Annotated in this window: 7 protein-coding genes; 6 read left to right on the plus strand and 1 reads right to left on the minus strand. The window is 74.1% G+C overall.

Annotated elements, in window-relative coordinates; all coding sequences use genetic code 11:
* Positions 1–38 precede the first annotated feature (38 nt).
* From lysX to ACQPY0_RS22860, 4 genes are all read left to right on the plus strand, one after another.
* Complete coding sequence (lysX, locus tag ACQPY0_RS22845; protein WP_432992097.1) at positions 39–3,482, plus strand: bifunctional lysylphosphatidylglycerol synthetase/lysine--tRNA ligase LysX; 3,444 nt, start codon at positions 39–41, stop codon at positions 3,480–3,482.
* 90 nt (positions 3,483–3,572) lie between these two features.
* Entirely contained in the window at positions 3,573–5,789 is a 2,217-nt protein-coding gene (locus tag ACQPY0_RS22850; RefSeq protein WP_432992100.1) for an ATP-binding protein, read from the plus strand.
* On the plus strand, positions 5,765–6,439 hold the full coding sequence (locus ACQPY0_RS22855) for a response regulator (RefSeq protein ID WP_432992103.1): 675 nt from the start codon (positions 5,765–5,767) through the stop codon (positions 6,437–6,439). The genes ACQPY0_RS22850 and ACQPY0_RS22855 overlap by 25 nt, the downstream gene beginning before the upstream one ends.
* Before the next feature lie 107 nt (positions 6,440–6,546).
* Positions 6,547–7,776, plus strand: a complete 1,230-nt coding sequence (locus ACQPY0_RS22860; RefSeq protein ID WP_432992106.1) for an alpha/beta fold hydrolase — start codon at positions 6,547–6,549, stop codon at positions 7,774–7,776.
* A 37-nt stretch (positions 7,777–7,813) separates the two neighbouring features.
* On the opposite strand, the gene ACQPY0_RS22865 is transcribed toward ACQPY0_RS22860, so the two are convergent.
* A complete protein-coding gene (locus ACQPY0_RS22865) occupies positions 7,814–8,035 on the minus strand; it encodes a hypothetical protein (protein WP_432992109.1) in 222 nt (73 codons plus the stop codon).
* Between the two features lie 7 nt (positions 8,036–8,042).
* Between ACQPY0_RS22865 and ACQPY0_RS22870 the strand changes: the two genes are divergently transcribed.
* Entirely contained in the window at positions 8,043–8,564 is a 522-nt protein-coding gene (locus ACQPY0_RS22870; protein ID WP_432992112.1) for a hypothetical protein, read from the plus strand.
* A gap of 757 nt (positions 8,565–9,321) precedes the next feature.
* A complete protein-coding gene (locus ACQPY0_RS22875; RefSeq protein WP_432992115.1) occupies positions 9,322–18,222 on the plus strand; it encodes a hypothetical protein in 8,901 nt (2,966 codons plus the stop codon).
* Positions 18,223–18,237: the final 15 nt, after the last annotated feature.

Below are 18,237 nucleotides of genomic sequence, written 5' to 3' on the forward strand. Positions count from 1 at the left end.
GCTTGCCGCGAGCCTGGGCGTGTGAAGATACCCTCGTGATGCTCACACGCGATACCGCGCCGCCCGTGGCATCGGCCGCCGGGCCTGCCGGCCAGTGGCCGGATCAGGTGGCGGCGTGGGCCGGGCGGGTTGTGACCGTCGCGGGTCTGTGGGTGGTGGTCAGCCTGCCCCTGCGACACTCCGCGTGGGTGTGGCGGGTCGACGACGCCTTCAGTCTGCTCAATCTGCCGGTCGCGCCGAACGTGTTCATCGCGGCCGCGCTGCTGTTGCTGGGCAGCGCGCTGCGCCGCCGTCTACGGGTCGCGCTGATCCTGCTGGTGGCGTACCAGGCGCTGGTCACGCTGCTCGACGCGGTGGCCATCGCCTTCCTGTCGGTCGACTGGGACGGCCTGACGGCATCGGATCGCCCGCACAAGTGGGAGGTCGTGCTGATCGCGGCGTCGTTCCCGATCGGCGTGGTCCTGGTCGTGCTGCTGTGGCGCGCCCGCGGTCGTTTCCCGGCCCGGCTGGCACCCGGCAGCCGCCGAACCGCGCTGGCCGTCCTCGCCGCCGGGCTGGCGTTGTCCTGGCTGCTCGCACTCGGGTTGACCGAGCTGTTCCCGCATACGCTGCGCGGCCTCGGCGAGTCGCTGGTCTGGGCCACCCGATCGGCGTTCGGGCTGACCGCGCCCGAGGACAAGGCCGGCCTGCACGGTCATCGCGGGCACCATTGGATCGCGGTGCTGTCCGGCACGGCCTCGGCGGCCGCCCTGTTCGCGGCGGTTGGAGTGTTCCTGCGCTCGGCGCGGGCCAAGCAGTTTCTCGGCGCCGGCGACGAACTGCGAATCCGGCGGCTGCTGCTGGAGCACGGCGAGTGGGACTCGCTGGGGTACTTCGGCACCCGGCGCGACAAGTCCGTCGTCTTCTCGCCCGACGGGCGGGCCGCGATCACCTACCGCGTCGTCGCCTCCGTCAGCCTGGCCAGCGCCGACCCGATCGGTCACGTCGCCTCCTGGCCGGCCGCGATCGAGGCGTGGCTGGCCGAGGCGCGCAGGTACGCCTGGTTCCCAGCCGTGCTCTCGGCCAGCGAGGCCGGTGCCGGGGCCTACGTCGCGGCCGGGTTGAAGGCGCTCAGCCTCGGCGACGAGGCGATCCTCACCGTCGCCGACTTCAGCCTGGACGGCCGGACAATGCGGCCGGTCCGGCAGGCGGTCACCCGGGTCCGCCGCGCGGGCTACACGGTCGCGGTCCAGCGGCACGGCTCCCTCGACGCCGGCACGCTCGCCGACATCGTCCGCGTGGCCGAGGCGTGGCGCGGCGACGCGCCCGAGCGCGGCTTCTCCATGGCCCTCGGGCGGCTCGGCGACCCCGCCGACGAGCGGTGCGTCATGGTGATCGCCCGGGACGCCGGCGGCCGCGTCCGCGGGCTGTTGTCGTTCGTACCGTGGGGTGCGTACGGCCTCTCGCTCGATCTCATGCGGGCCGACCGCACGGCCGAGAACGGCATCAACGAATTCATGATCGCCGGCCTGATCGAGGTATGCCGTGAACTGCGCGTGCGGCAGATCTCACTGAACTTCGCCATGTTCCGGGCGGTGTTCAGCTCGGCCGACCGCGTCGGCGCCGGCCCGGTCGTCCGCCTCACCGACACCGCTCTCTCGGTGGCGTCACGGTTCTGGCAGCTCGAGTCGCTCTATCGGGCCAACGCCAAGTACCTGCCCGCCTGGCTGCCGCGGTTCCTGTGCTACGACTCCTCCCTGACGCTGACCCGGGCCGCCCTCGCCGCCGGGATGGCCGAGGGATTCCTGCCGGCCTTCAACCCCGCTGTGCGCGTCCAGGATCACGAGCAGATCCCGCTGGAGACCGGCGGGACCGTCGCGTTCCCGGTCGCCGTACGCCAGCAGGAGCAGGAGCTGCTGTCTTCCGCCCGGCCGCAGCGCCGCGTCGCCGAGCAGCAGCGTGCCCGCCTGGCCAAGGCCGAACGACTCGCCCGTGCCGGCCACCAGCCCTACCCCGTGACCGTTCCCCGGACCGCGACGCTGGCCGACGTCCGGCAGGCGCACGCCGGCCTCGGCCCCGACCACCGCACCGGCGTCCGCGTCGCGGTGACCGGCCGGGTGCGGGCGCTGCGCGACCTTGGCGGGGTCACGTTCGGCGTGCTGCAGGACGGAACCGGCGCGATCCTGCAGGCCATGCTCACCGCCGACACGACCCCGGCCGAGGCCAGGCGGTGGTGGAAGACCACGGTCGACCTGGGCGACCACGTCAGCGTCACCGGCGAGGTGGTCACCTCCCGGCGGGGCGAGCTGTCGATCCTGGTCGGGGCGTGGACGATGGCCGCCAAGTGCCTGCGGCCGCTGCCCGACCAGCACGCCGGATTCACCGACCCCGAGGCCCGCGTCAGCCAGCGCCACCTCGACCTCCTCGTCAACACCGACGCGATGCTGGTCCTGCGCAGGCGCAGCACCGCGGTCAAGGCCCTGCGCGACGGCTTCGCGGCCCGCGGATTCACCGAGGTCGAGACCCCCATGCTGCAACCGGTTCACGGCGGCGCGACCGCCCGGCCGTTCCGCACCCACATCAACGCCTACGACATGGACCTCTATCTGCGCATCGCCCCCGAACTGCACCTCAAGCGCCTCTGCGTGGCCGGCATGGAGAAGGTGTTCGAGCTCAACCGGAACTTCCGTAACGAGGGCGCCGATGCCACCCACAATCCGGAGTTCACTTCCGTCGAGGCCTACCAGGCCTACGCCGACTACCACACCATGCGCGAACTCACCAGGAGCCTGATCCTCGAGGTCGCCACCGCGGTCCACGGCACCCCCTGCGCCCTGCGCCCGGATGACACCGGCACCACGCATCTGGTCGACCTGACGGACCCCTGGCCGGTCGTGACCGTCCACGCCGCGGTCAGCCGGGCCTGCGGCACCGACCTGACGCCCGACACCCCGGCCCGGGACCTGCGGACCATCTGCACCGGCCACGGCATCCACGCGCCGGCCGACGCCACCGCCGGCGAGCTCGTCCTGGAGCTCTACGAGGCGCTCGTCGAGAAGCAGACCACGTACCCCACCTTCTACCTCGACTTCCCGACCGAGACCTCACCGCTGACCCGCGCGCACCGCGACGACCCCCGCGTCGCCGAACGATGGGACCTCGTCGCCTACGGCATGGAACTGGCCACCGCCTACTCCGAGCTCATCGACCCCACCGAGCAACGCGCCCGCCTCACCGCCCAATCGCTGAAGGCCGCCGCCGGCGACCCTGAGGCCATGCAGCTCGACGAGGCATTCCTCACCGCCCTCGAGTACGCCATGCCACCGACCGGCGGCCTCGGCATCGGCGTCGACCGGCTCGTCATGCTGCTTACCGGCACCACCATCCGCGCCACCCTGGCCTTCCCGTTCCACCGTCCGACCCCCGCCCCACCTCCGCAGCACTTCCTGACGCCCCGCCGGACGGACGACCACGTGCGGCGGCAAAAACCGGCCGGTCAGTGACCTTATGCAGTGTCCAGGGAAGATTCCCCGCGATACCGCATGAGCGCCGGATCGGCTTCCGGCACTGGGGTACCGCGTAGCCTCAATGCCGTGGAGCTCGACAGGCCGGCCCGGTCAGCGGTGGCGGTGCCGCTCGGACTGCTGGTGCTGCAGGCGCTGTGGTGGCCACTGGTGCCGTGGTGGTCCGGCCAGGAGGTGCCGCAGGCGCGGCTGCTGCCGGTCGCGGTGGTCTGCGCGGTCGTGGGCGGTGCGCTGGCGTACCGTCAGCGCGCACCCGAGGCGGTGCTGGCCGCGACGGTCGTCGTCACAGCGCTGGGCTGGTCCGTCGCCGCCGATGCCCCGGCCGGACCGGCGGCGGTCGCGGTCGCGCTCTACTCGCTCAGCGTGCGGCGCACCGCGGGGGTCGCGGTGGTCGGCGCGCTCGCCGTGGCTGTGGCGGCCGGCGTGGTGGCCGCCGCCCGCGGTGGGTCGGTCCGCGACGCGGCCGGTGTGGCCCTGGTCGTCGGGGCCGTCGCGGCCGGGGTGTGGGCGGTCGGGCGGCGCCGCCGCCGCGGCCTGGCCGATCGCCGGGCCGCGGCCGCGGCACGCACCGCGGCGGCGACGCTGCCGGCGTTCGCGGCGGCGGCGGAACGCCGGCGGCTCGCGGCGGACCTGCACGACGTCGTGGCACACCGGCTGACCGGGGTCGTGGTGTCCGTGGCCGCGGCGCGGCGACTGGCCGATCGCAGGCTGCAGGCCGAGGCGCTGGCGCACGCCGAGGTGGCGGGCGGGCAGGCCCTCGCCGAACTCGACGACATCGCGGCGGCGCAGGTGGCCGACCCGACGCTGGAGGACGTCCGGCGGCTGTGTGCCGAGCGTCCCGGCACTGTGCTGCGCTGCACCGTCGCCGACGTGCCGGCACCGGTGGCCGCGCTGGCCCACCGGGTGGTCCGCGAGGCGCTGACCAACGCGGCGCGGTACGCCGCCGGAGCGCGGCTCGAGGTCGAGATCGACGAGGGTGTGGGCGATGTGCGGGTGGTCGTCGATGACGACGGCGGCGCCGCAGCGAGTCGTGACGTGGGCACCGGCCAGGGCCTCACCGGCCTGCGGGCGCTCGTCGAGGCAGCGGGCGGCCGCTTCGACGCCGGGCCGCGCGCCGGCGGCGGGTGGCGGGTCCGGGCGGAGCTGCCGCTGCCCAAGGACGCCGCGGCGGGCGGCTGGCCGGCGCACCGGGGCGGTGCCGCCGCCCGGGACCGCGCCATGGCGGTGCTGGCGTTCGGACTGTCTGCCGGCCTTGTCCTGCTGCCGGGCCCCGACGACATGGACCTGCTCGCCCGGCCCGGCCCGGCCGGCGCGCTGCTGGTGCTGCTGGTGCTGCACGCCTTGCCGCTGGCGGGGCGGCGGCTCGCGCCGGCGGCGGCGCTGGCCGCGGCCTGCGTGGTTTCAGCCGCACTGACCGGATGCACCAGCGCCGGGTGGATCCCGCTCGACCCGGCCGAGGCGTTTCTGTGGACCTGGTGGGTCGAGGTGGCGCTGGTGTACGCGGTCGGCGCGCACCGCGCCGGGCGGGGTTGGCCCGCGCCGCTGGCGGTGGCGGCGCTCGGCGGCGCGGCACTCGCCGCCGGCCACGGCATCACCGGGCCCCGCCCGGCCGCCGCCGCGGTGCTCGCCGCGATTCTGGCGGTGCTTCTCGGGCCGGTGTGGGCGGCCGGACGGCTGGCCCGCGTGCGCCGGCTCCGCCAGGACCGGCGGGCCGAGGAGCGCCGGCGCGATACAGCCGTCGCCGCGGACTCAGCGGCGCACCACGAACGACGGCGGATCGTCTCGGGGCTGCAGGTACGTGTCCGGCGGCATGTGGTGGCGGTGCTCGAGGCTCGGCGGCGCGGCGACCTGGAGGCCGTGCATCGCGAGGCCCGCGACGGCCTGCACGCGCTGCGGCACCTGGTCACCGTCGAGGAGCCGCCGGAGCCGCCGCCCGGCCTGCTCGGCATCCGCGCCGTCGCCGCCGCGCGCCGCTCGACCGTCCGCGTGCTCGGAGAACCACATCATCTTCCGGACTCGGTCGCCCTCACGGCGCAGGAGGCGGTCGCCGCCCTGCTGGCCGACGGGTCGGCCGTGACCATGAGCTACCTGCCCGACGCGCTCGAGGTGACGGTGCGCCGGCCACCGGCCGGTGACCGCGGTCGCCGCAGTGTGCTGATGAGGGCCGCCGGCGCCGACGGGGGCGTCGCGCGGGCCAGGCGGCTGGTCGACGCGGGCGGAGGCGCGGTGTCGGTGGACGGGCAAGGCGGTACGGTGCGAGTGTGGCTGCCGTTGACTCTGCGCTGATCCGGGTGCTGGTCGCCGACGACCAGAGTGTCGTGCGAGCCGGAATCGCCGCCATCCTGGACGCCGAGGCCGACATGACGGTCGTCGGGCAGGCCGCCGACGGCGCCGAAGCGCTTGCCCTCATCGCCGCCACCGCGCCCGACGTGGCCGTGCTCGACGTCCGCATGCCACGCGTCGACGGCCTGGCCGTCGCCGCCGAGGTCAGCGTCCGGCATCCGCGCACCCGCGTCGTCGTGCTCACCACCTTCGGCCTGGACGAGTACGTCTTCGCCGCTCTGCGCGCCGGCGCCGCCGGTTTCATGCTCAAGGATGCCGAGCCGGAGCGGGTCGTCGACGCGGTCCGGGTCGTCGCCGCCGGCGAAGCGCTGCTCGACCCGGGTATCACCAGCCGGCTCATCCAGCACTTCGCGACCGGACCGGGCCCGGGCGCCGCGCAGCGGCTGGAGCAACTCACGCCTCGCGAGACGCAGGTCCTCACACGCGTGGCGCGGGGGCTGTCCAACGCGGAGATCGCCGCCGACCTCGGCATCAGCCCCGCCACCGTGAAGGACCACGTCGCCGTGGTCCTGGGCAAGCTCGCCGTCCGCGACCGGGTCCAGGCGACCATCGCCGCATACGAGACCGGCCTGGTCCGCCCAGGGGTGGCCTGAGGGCGGCCCTGGGGAGCCCGACCCCCGCCGTGCGGCGGGGTCCCGGCCGGTGAGGACCGTGCTGATTGAGGACGCTCGGCGGCCGGCCGGCCCACAAACTGGATAGCATGCCGATCTTCGCCCGCCGGATCGCCGGCGTCCTGCTCGCCCTTCTCGTCATCGCGCTGCCACCGGTCGCCGCGCTGGCCGTCGTGTTCGCCACCGCGGCGGTCACCGACTCGTTGCCGCTGTTTCTCGGAGCGGGCGCGCTCGCGCTCGCCGGGTCCGCCTACGGGCTGTCGCGCGCCGCCACCAGGTTCCTGCTTCCCGCGCGGTCCCGGACCTGGGTGGCTGCGCTTGCCGCCGTCGCCTGGCTCGGCCTCGCGGCGGTCATCGTGTTGCCGGCCGGCCCGCACCCGGCGGCGGGCGCCACGCCCGCGGGGGTGCGGTTCTGGTCGCTGCCGACCGGCTCACGCATCGCCTACGTCCACGCCCCCGCGACCGCGACCGTGCATCGCGGGCCGGTGGTGTTTCTGCACGGCGGCCCCGGTACCCCGGGCGAAGGCCTTCCGGCGGTGACGGAGGCCCTGACCGCGGCCGGGTTCGACGTGTACGCCTACGACCAGCTGGGCGCGGGTCGCTCCACCCGGCTGCAGGACGTGACCGGGTACACCGTCGCGCGGCACGTCGCCGACCTCGAGGCGATCCGCGCCCTGCTCGGCGTCGACCGGATGGTCCTCGTCGGCCAGTCCTGGGGCGCCTCGCTCGCCGCGCAGTATCTGGCCCAGCACCCGGCCAACGTGCGCGCGGTCGCGTTCACCGGACCGGGCCCCATCTGGCCGGGCGCCGACCCGGGCGGCGACGCCGGCGATCCGTGGACGCGCATGACCCCGTCGCAACGTGAGCAGCACGATGAGCTGCTCTCGAGCCCCCGCATCATCGTGGAGGCGCTGCTGCAGCAGGTGAACCCCAACGCCGCCCACGCGTTCATGGGCGACGACGAGGCCGACGAACTCCTGCACCGCGTGGGCGTGCTGGGCAAGGACGCCACCGGCTGCCCGGGCAGCCAGCCGGCCCGCGTACACGACAACCACCAAGGCTTCTACAGCAACCAGCTCACCGTCGCCGACTTCGCCCACATCCCCGACCCGCGCCCGGCACTGCGGAAGGTCCACGTGCCCGCCTTGATCCTGCGTGGCGAGTGCGACTTCGTCCCGCCGGAGACGGCCGAGGAGTATCGCCGCACGCTGCCCGGGGCGAAGCTCGTCGCGGTGCCGGGGGCGGGCCACGCCATCGCGGGCAACCAGCCCGAACAGTACCGCGAGTCGCTCGTCGGTTTCCTCGACGCAGTCGAGTGAGGGAGCCGAGCTGAGGGACACGCCGCCGGGCGAAGCGTCAGCACGAACCTGTCACGCTGACCAGGGCCACCCCGCTGGGCTGGTGCCGGAACCGCGCGAAGCACTCGGTCGTGTGGTTGGCGAGGCGGCGGGCCACCAGGGTCGTGGTGGACTGGGCGGCCGTGAAGTCCCAGTTGTACGAGCTCGGCACGTCCCAGATCGTGCCGCCGCCGTGCACGCCCAGGTAGATGTCGACCGGGCTGTCCGTGTCGTTCGTCATGACGTGGATGCTCACGCGCCGGCCGACATCCGTCGTCGAAAGCCGCAACTGCCGCGGCCGCCACGTCGAGCCGGTGCCCAGGTATTCCCAGACCCAGCAGACCTGGACAACCACGTCGGCGAACGTGGTGGACGCGGTGCAGCTGGTCGTGCTCGACGGCGGCTTTCGCGCGGAGACCGACGTCGCCGGCGACGTCCGGGGAGGGCCGGTGGGCGGCGCGGACGGCTTCGGACTGCCGGTCGGCACCGAAGTCGCCGACGGGCCGGTGGTCGCCGACGGCGACGCGCCGGCGGTCGTCCAGGCCGTGACGGAAGCCGGGCTGGCCCCCGTGGGCATCATGTCGCCCGCCGCTCCGGCGGGCTTGCGGTCCGGCACGATGGCCGGCGGGACCGTCACCGTGATCAGGCCGATGGCAACGACGAGACCGAGGGTGCGCCACCGCTGGGCGAGCACGGCGGACGCCGGCCTGCGCTCCCGCGCGGAGGGCGCGGTGTCGCCGGCCCCGACGACCTCGACCGAAGGTGTCTGATCGTTGCTTTCCAACGGTGTGATCCCTGGAGTCGTCGCGGACCCGGCCCGCCACCATGGTGCGTGGTCGGTGCGGCGGATGCAACCGTGTCCCGGCTCACCAAGTCCCCGGAATGGGACGTTACGTGGCGATGCGGGTGACGCCGATACGGGCACGAACGGCCGGGCGTCACAGGGACGTGACACCCGGCCGTTCGTTGTGTGTTACTTGGGGCAGCGATTGGCAACACAGAGCGGCAGGCCGTCGGCCTGGACGCTGGCGGCAGTACCTTGAACGGTCGGGCCGATCGCGAAAGCGGCGGCCAACGGCAGGACGAGTACGGCGAGTCTTCGGAGTCTCGACTTCACCATCGGTGTTCTCCTCGGCACGACGTGCTTGCGGCGCGCCGGGACTCGGGCGCAGCAGGCGTGGAACGTGAAAATGGTTCGACCCGGCGCCTGGATCATGCTCCGTCCAGTGTTCCCCGCAATATTTGCGAGGTAAAGGATCGGTGTCGAGTTCCCGGCGGCTTGGCCTCGTCCTGCGCCCATGCGCCGCTCGTCACCGACACGGTCTGAAACCTTCATCTCGGCGACGTCGCCGGGCCAGTGCGCCGCTTCCGCGGCGGGCCGGGACGGCGCGCAGGACGAGCGCGACGCGCGGCTGCGGCGCAGAGCCGATGACGCCCGCTTTTCGATGACCCGGCGCGAAGGAACAGAGACTCGCCGGCCAACCCTGACCGGCCGTAACGTCGGACCGCTGTCATCGGGAGGTCGAAGTGCCGGTTGGTGGACACGCGCCGCTCGCCTGCCCCGGCAAGTGGTCGGTGGCGATGCCGGCCGGGACGCTCTTGCAGACGTCGCAGGTCGACGCGGAGCAGTCCGACCGGGCCCAAGAGTACGCGCTCGACGAACCGCAGACCGGCGAGGTACGCGTCTACCTCGCCGAGGATCTGCTCGACACGCCCATGCTGGCTCGCCAGCTGATGGAGTTGACGCCCGAGCAGCAGGCGTCCATCGACATCGTCATGCTGGACCCGCAGCCGGACCCGGTCGACGTGGTGGCGGCGGCGAACCAGCACGCGGTGGCGATCCGGGTGCCGCGCGGCGGTGCGCCGGGCTTCGACCCGGACGTGCTCGAGTTCGTCGACGGCTTCGGCCCGATGCCGCTGCCGTTCGCCACCGCGGCCCTCGTGTTCCCCGCGGACGTGCTGGAGGAACGGGACGGCACCGACCAGGTGGCGAATCGGTTCGGTGTCGCGCCGGGCGCCGAACCCGGGACGTACGACCTCGGCGACGACTGGGTGGTGCAGGTCTTCGACTGGGGAGTGTGGGTCCGCCCGGCCGCCGTCCCGGCCGGCGTCGCCGACGAGGTTCGCCGGCGGTACGGCAGGCCGGCCGACAGCCGGCCACTGGTCGTGGTCGGGGTGCGCGGCGGCGCCGTTGCGGACTCGGTGCTGCGCCGGATCGACGAACTGCGCAGCCAGCTGCCGCCCCAGCTCCTGGCCCGGCTGCGCCTGAGATGGCTGGGTGAGCGCCCGCGGCGGCCGGCCCGGACGGCGGCGACCGCCCCGGCCGGCGCCGTCCACCTCGACCCGGGACCGCGCTCCGGTCTCGACGGCTCGGCCGGCCGGCAGCTGGCCCAGCACCTGTCGGCGGTCGGCGCACGGGCGCTCGTCGTTCACGCCTTCGCCGGGCGGGTGGTGTACGAGGACCGGCTGTACGACGCGGCCGGGCTGGCCGGCATCGTGCCCCGAACGGACGACGACGGCCCGCTCCTGCTCGTCAGCAGCCTGAGCGGGACCGCCCGGCTGAGCCCCGACTACGCCGCCCGGTTCGCCGTCCTGCGCGGTGCCGACGTGATCGAGGTCCCCGGCCTGGGATTCCGCGGTCCCGGCGGCACGGTGAGCGTGACCCCGCCGGCCGATGGACCGCCTCCTGCGCTCGCCGTGCCGCAGGGCACGACGGTGACCCGCTACCGCGCCGACGGCGGCGGGCCGCAGCCGTTGCTTCCCGATCTGCTCAACGCGCTGATCGAGGCCGACCTCACCCCGCACCGGCCCGCCGAACCGCCGGTGGGACCGGCGCCCGCCATCGCGGAGACGCTCGACCCGGACCTGGCGGCGCTTTCGGCGCGGACCGGGCGGGAGCCGGCCGACCTGTCCGCGCTGGCGCACCTCGCCGGAACGACACCGGCGGTACTGGCCGCCCTGGATCCGGCCGCCCCGCCGCCCGGCGACCCGTTCGGTGGCGCCGACCTGTCCGGCGGGCTGCGGCAACGGTGGTTCTCGGCGCAGCTCGGCGTGCCGGTCGAGGAGCTGGCCGGTCTGCGGGTCGACCTCGACGCGCTCGTCGCCCTGGCCGCCACGCTCCCGGGCGGCCCGGGTTCGCTCGTGCGGTTCGTGCTCGACACCCGGCGGATCCCCGCCGAGCTGCCCGGCCTGGTCCAGCGGTGGGGGGTCGACGCGGACCGGCTGCTGCGGGAGGCAGTGAGGTGGAACGTCGACCCAGCCGCCCTCGCCCCGATGCGGCACCCGTCGGAGGCGATCGACCAGACGCACTCCCTGTGGCGGGAGTGGTTCCACGGTGGGGACAGGGGCAGCGCCCTGGCCCTGCTGACCGACCTCGACCTCACGTTCGCCGACGCCTGGTCCTCGTGGACCTCCGAGGACCTGGCGGAGCGATGGTGGGAGTGGCTGTGGGGCCCCGATCGGGTGCAGACGGTCAGCGTCGGTCCCTGGACCGCACTCGCGCAGGGCCTGCGCGCCTTCGCCGCCGCCGCGTTCGCCGCCCAGGCCAACGACCCGCAGCTGCTGCACCGGCTGGCGGCCCGGGCCGGGGTGAGCCCGACCCTGCTGGCGATGTACAGCCTGAGCATCGGCCGGGTGCCGGACGACCTGTTCGACCTCGCCGCCGCCGCCCGGGTGCATCCGGGGCGGCTGCTCGCGCTCGCCTCCCTCCTCGGCACCGACATCCGGTCGCTGGCCGGCCCGGACCAGCTGGCCGCGCTGGCCCGCCGCAACGACGACAGCCGGCAGCGCGCGGTGCTGGCCACCGCGGCCGAGTTCGGCGGCGAACACGGCAGCACCCTCCCGCGGCCGGGCAGCCAGTTCATGGACGATCTGGCGGCGACGATCGCCAGACACGGCCGGGTGCCGACGGACCTCTTCCGGCTCGCCGGCGAGCTCGACTCCGGGATCTCGCCCGCCGTCCTGCTGCGAGTATCCGCCGACCTCGACGCCGACCCGCACGTGGTCGCGCAGACCCTCAAGCACCTCGGCACCACCGTCGAACCTTCCCCGGCGGCGATCGTCGAGCGGTACCACCAGTGGGCGGCGGAGCGCGGTCTCACCCCGGACGAGCTCAAGCCGTTCCTCGCGTGGCTCGACGAGCCCGAGCGGGCCGGACGGCTCCCCGACGAGCTGGGAGCACTCGTCGACGAGTGGATACTCGGCACCGCGCCGGAAGGCGGGCTCGACGACACCGTCGAGCAGATGCGGGCCAGGCTGCGTGAGGCCGGCACCGACCTGCTCACGGTGCGGACCACGGCGGCGGCGTGGAAGGCCCGGCTGGGCGCGCTGTACGCGGTCACGGTCAGCATCGGCCGGTTGCCGATCGAGGTGCCGGACCTCGCCGCGATGCGTGGAAGCGCGATCGGCTGGCTCCTCGACCTCATGCACGTCACGAAGCAGCATCCACTCGCCGTACGGGTCCTGCTGACGGACAAGCACATCGTGCGTCACTCGGGCAGACCGGCACGGCTGCTGGAGGTCGCGGACCACGCCGGGCAGCAGTGGCACAGCGCGCTGCTCTCCCGGGGGGAGCAGGCCGGGCTCACCGCGGTGCAGTTGCGCGAGATCCTCGCCGACCTTGACGTGCGCCTGGACGAGGCCGCCACGGACGACGAGCTGAAGACGCTGCGGCAGGACTGGATCTCGCTGGTGCTCGGTGACGCCCACGGGGCGCAGTACCAGCAGCTGTTCGACTCGCTGCAACCGCTGCGGGACCTGGTGGAGCGGCGGGTCGACGAGGCGGGCCTGGACCGCCTCGGGATCGAGCGGCTGGCCCGGTCGTCCGGACTCAGCAGCACGCTCATCGCCGCGTTCAGCCTGCGCATCGGCCGGGTGCCGGTGGAGCTGGCCGACTGGACCCGGCTGGGCAGCGCCGGCGACGGGCGGTTGCTCCTGCTCGCCGTCCTGCTCGGCGTCGATCCCGGCGGGCCGGCCCGGGAGGAGCTGCGGCAGCTGCTGGACGAGCTCCCGTCCGGTGAGCGGTCGCCGAGCGGACCCGGGGCCGCCGCGCGGGCGGCCATGGCCCGGCGCCGCGACGATCCCGAGTGGCAGCGGCGGCATCCACCCGAGCGGGCGTTCGGCGCCGATCTGATGAACGTCATACGGCTGGCGGACAGGCTGAGGCTCCAACCTGACGAGGTGGTCCCGTTCGTCGCGTGGCTCGCCCGCGACGGCCGAGGGCCGGCCGACCTCGCCGGGATGCAGGACGTGCTCGTCGGCTCGATGCGGCTGGAGTGGCTCGCCGCCGAGTTCGATGCGGACGAGTCCTCCATTCAGGACGATCTCGATCGGCACCCGTGGCTGCGCCACACCCAGGCGCTGCTGCTGGCCGAGCGCCTGGACGTACCCCCGGCCGAGGTGCGGACGTGGAGCCTGCGGTTCCGGCAGGTGCCGATGGACCTGGACGAGCGGGCGCAGCGGCTGCGGCTGCCCGAGCGGATGCTGTGGCACCTGGTCACCGACCTGGGGATCGACCCGTGGGCCCTCGAACCGCTGCTGGCCGGCCTGGTGAGGCCCGGCCGGCGGGTGGACCGGGACGCGCTCGCCGCCGCCGTCCGGGCGTACCTGCAGGACCGGGCCGCGGCCCTCGGCGTTCCGGCCGGCGTCGTCCTCGCGTTCGTGCTCGACACGCGGCCGTCCGCCAGTTCGGGTGCGGCCCGTATGACCCGCGACGACCTGGACGCGTGGGCGGGCATGCTGCTCGGCCGGCACGGGACAGCGGACACGCACGCGCTCGGGCGGCCGGTCACGGCCGCCGACCTGGAGCCGCTGTCGTGGTTCGCGGAGGCGTTCGACCGCGACGGCGAGCTCACCCGGGCCGCCCGCCAGATCGCGATCAGTCCGCTCTGGCTCGTCCTGACATCGATTCGCGTTCGCAGGCCGCTCGTGGGTCTGCCCGAGAAGGCCGAAGAGTACGGCATGACCAGCACCAGGCAGCTCCTCGCGCTCATCTCGGCGCACGGGTCTGACCTGCCGCCCTCCCAGCGGGAAAAGCCGAACGTGATGGCGCGGTACCGGCGCCTGCCGCAAACCGGCTATCCGTACCAGGAAGCGTGGGAACTCGCCCGGACCCTGCGCACACGCGACCGCACGGACGGGGATCTGCCGCCGTACGCGTCACTCCTGCGTCCGTTCCTGGACCTGGTCCTGAAATACGAGGTCGGCCACGATACGTCGGTGCGCCTCGCCGAGCGGATCATGACGGCCGAGCTCACCGGCGATGACCTCGACGGGCTGGTTCGCGGCCGGCTCAGCGACATCTGGGCGCAGGAGTGGGCCGTCCAGCACGCGCTCCCCGAAGAGGCCGTCGCGCGGGACCTGCGGCGGCACGACTGGCTGACCCCGGCCGCGGTCGAGTCGCTCGCAGCCCGGCTCGGTGCCGACCCGCTGAAGATCTGGGCATTCGCGGTCTGGTTCCGGCGGCTCCCCACCGGCCTGGACGACCTCGCCGCGGCTCGCGGGCTGGACGCGGTGAACCTCTACTGGATCGCATTCATGCTCGAGGTCGACACGCATGATCTGTCGCCCGTGCTGAAGGTGTACGACCCGGAGCGGCCACTCGCGACCCAGCTCCAGGAGTGGACGGACCGGCTCGGCGGCTGGTCGGCGGTCCGGGCGGACAGGAGCACGCTGGTGCTCGCGCTGCACGGCCTCGGCCTGTCGCTGGACTGGCCCGGCAGCGTCGACGACCTGCGTGACATGGTCGACGACTGGCTGGCCGCGACCATCGGCACGGACCGCACGACGCTGCGCGATCTTGAGCGGGCGGCGCCGCTCGACCTGCCCGCCGCATGGGACACGGTGCGCCGGATCGCTGAGCGGACCGGCGGGGACAATGGCCGGCCGCGCGACCTCGACCGGCTGGCGGCGCGGCTCGACCTCCCGGTGGTCTGGCTGCGCGGGGTCCTGGTCCGCACCGGCATCTCCCCGGCCGATGTCGCCGCCGCGGCCTCCGGCGGGGGTGCCGACGTCGCCGCGCTGCTCGCCCTCGCCGCCGCGCTGGGCCGCCCGCCGGCGCACCTCGGCCTGACCAGCCAGCAGACCGCCCGGTTGGTCACGGACCCGGCGGCCGGGTGGTGGCCGGCGGTCAAGCTGGTCGCGGCCGAACTCCCGGCCGGCACTACGGCCCGCACCGGCGAACCGGTCACGGAGGCCGAGGCGTTCATCGAGCTTCTGCGGGCGGGTGTCTCAGCCACTCTGGAGCGAGTTGAGCAGCTCGTAGGGCATCTGCGCGGATACGCGATCCCGCTGCTCGACCTGCCCGTCGAGATCCGGGCCGGCTACGTACGGCTGTGGAACGGGCGGGACACTACCGGCGCGACCACCTCCCAACAACGCGACGACCTGATGACCCTGCTGCTCACAAGGGTTGCCGGCGACTGGCGGCTGCTCCCGGGGCCGGACGAGCAGAACCTCGTCCTGGCGCCCGCACGGGTCGTGCACGCCGGTGTGAGCGGCCCGGCGGGCCCGCCCGGCCCGGCTGAGACGGTGCTCTACCTCTGGCTCACACTGCCCGGCCCGCAGGTCGTCACGCCCGCGCCGCCCGGGACTCGATTCTCCCGGGCCGTCGGCTTCGACCGGTTCCTCGGCACCGCCGGCAGTCTGCCCGCCGACGATCCTCGCAACGGCATCCGCCTCGGCGACACGGGCGGCATGTTTCTCGAGGATCTGCTCGCCGCGTACCCTGGCCGGGGCTTCGTGCGGTTCCGTTTGCCGGGCGGCGGGTCCGCGCAGGGTTTCGACGGCGTCGTGCGGCACATCAGGTGGAAGCGGCACGGGCGAGGCATCGTCCTCTACCGGGTGGCCGGTGTCGCCGGGAGCACGACCGGTGTGCTCAACGTGTACCGCGGACCCAGCGACGAGGTCGTATTTCTCGACGCGCTCACGTTCGCCCCGGCTCGGCTACCGGCCGCCGACACCGTTGACGCGCTCTTCCTCGACACGACGCCGCAGGCGCAGACCCCGCGCGGCGCCGATCCGGCCGACCCGCGCGAAGAAGCATGGGACTGGCAGGACCAGCTCAGCGAGTGGGCCGCCGCGTTCGGCATCGACCGCGCCGACGCGTACCGGATCGCCACCGACAGCGGGGTGCAGGACGGCTGGAGCGGTGACTTCGCCGCCGTCAAGGAACGCTGGGAGGCTACGGCGCTCGGCTTGACCCCGCAGCTGTACCGGAAGCTGCGGGCGCTTCCGGCCGCTGAGCAGGACCACATGCGCCAGAGCCTGCAGTACCTGGTGGGCGAGAACGGCTGGACCGGCGGCGAGGTCAGCAAGACCGCGACGGCGCTCGGCGTTTCTCCCGAGTGGCTGCACGGCGCCGTCCTGCTCACCGGCGCGCGTCCGGCCGACGTGATCGATCACCAGCACCGGCACGATCCCCGATTGCGGCGGGCGAAGCTGGCATTGGCGGTGCAGCTGCGCCGGGCGCCGGCCAGCTTCGAGCTGACCGACGATCAGGTCAAGCGGTTGTCCACTCCCGCGGGTTGGTTCGCGGCGGTGACCCGAACGGCCGGGCAGCTGCGCTCGGCCGGGTCCGCACCCGTCGCGAAGGCGAACACCCAGGTGTTCCATCTCGTGCCGCTGCACACGATGGACCGCTTCGAGGACGAAACCTTCGACCGGACGCAGAACTATCTGGACGAGCTCGCGGAGCTGCGCGACCACGCCAACGCCGAGTCGGTCGACTTCGCCGCCCTGTCGCAGGACGTTCTGCGGGCATACCTGCAGTACGTGTCCCAACAGGACGTCAACGCACTGGCCGGCGCCGTGCTGCGCGAGGCCGCGGACGGCTGGACACTGCCCGATGGCAGGAGCGTCCGGGTCGTGCACGGCTCGGCGGCCGGACCCGCGCTGGCACTGCTGCTCGACAAGCTCGGCCTGCCCCGGCCGGGCAGCGACGGCGTCCGGGGGGTACCCGGCGGCCCGGGATCGGCGGGGGTACCCGTCGCCCGCGCACTGGCGGTCGACGCCTGGTACCGGAGCCCGTCGTCCGGCCGGCGGCACTTCCAGACCGAGGAGCGCTCGCTCGGCGAGCTCGTCGAGCACTATCCGGACGCCGGTGGCTTCGTCCGCCTGCTGGGCCCGAACCGCCGCCGGGTGCCGGGCTTCACCGCCGCCGTCGCTCACCTCGCCGCCACCGGAGGTTCGGGCATACTCCTGCATCGCAGCCTCGACGACACCGGTCGAGGGGTCCAGGCGGTCCTCAACGCGATCGCCGTGGACGGGGCCGTGATCCTGCTGGACCCGGTGACGCTGGCGCCCGCCGTGCTGCCGACCGGGCGGCCGGTCGACGTGCTCCTGCTGCGCACCTCGGCGGATGCGCCGGCGGGCGGAACGGAACCGGTCGATGCGGACGCGGCGTGGGCGCCGACGTTCGCGGACCTCTTCCCACCGGTGCCGCTGGTCCTTCCGCCGGGTGCGGCCGAGATCGACGGCGCGCTGCTCGTCGGCGACCACACCACGGACGATCCGCAGCGCAAGAGGATCATCGAGCTCACAACGGGTCTGCGGTCGCCGGTCGTGATTCTCGACGCCCGGTCCGGGCGCGAGAACCTGGCGACGCTGGCAACGCTGCTGGAGCGTCTGCGGCTGCAGGGCCGGCGGCCGGTCGTGGTACACCCGGCCACCCTGACGCCACCGCTGCGCGACCTCGGCGCCGCGCACGGCGTGGTCCTGGTGCACAAGGCGCCCCCGGCGGGCTCGCTCACGATCGCCCGGCTGGACAACGTGTGGGCGGTGACCGGCCCCGGCCGCGACCCGGCGCTGTACGGCGAACAGCCGACGCGGCAGGTCTTCGAGGCGGCCGCGACGATGAGTGCACCATTGCCGCAGCGGGCGCCGACGGCACTCGCCGAGTGGCTGAACGCGGCGGCGGCGGGCGACCGGAGCGAGTCGCAGCGGCTGCTCGGGGTACAGCTGGGCGATCTGGCGCAGCCGGCCGTGCGGGCGTGGCTGGACGGCATGGCGGCCCGGGCGGTGCCCGGCGACCACACGGCCGCGATCCACGCCGCGCTGCTCGACCTGGCCGGACTCGGCGCGGCCGATCACGGCTACCGATTCCTGGCCGCGCCCGACCCGGCCGCCCGGATGGAGGCCGCGCTGCAGGCACCGACCGGTGGGCTCGAGCCGCTCGTGCGCCTCGCCCGGGCCACCGCGAAGGGCCGTCCGGTCGACGAGGCCGACGCGGCAGTGCTGGACGCCGTGTGGCACATCCTCACCACCGACAGCCCGACGCCCCAGGTGTTCGACGAGGAGCGCATCCAGCGCCTGTCGAGGGCGGAACGTGTCGAGTGGGAGAACCGGCTGTACCGGATCGGCACACCGTTCAGCGACGGTTCGACCCAGAAAGCGGCACTGGCCGTGCTGCAGAGGATGACGCTCGAATGCTGACCCGGACCGGAGCGC

The organism is Dactylosporangium sp. CA-233914 (assembly GCF_050942935.1).
Lineage (GTDB): Bacteria > Actinomycetota > Actinomycetes > Mycobacteriales > Micromonosporaceae > Dactylosporangium.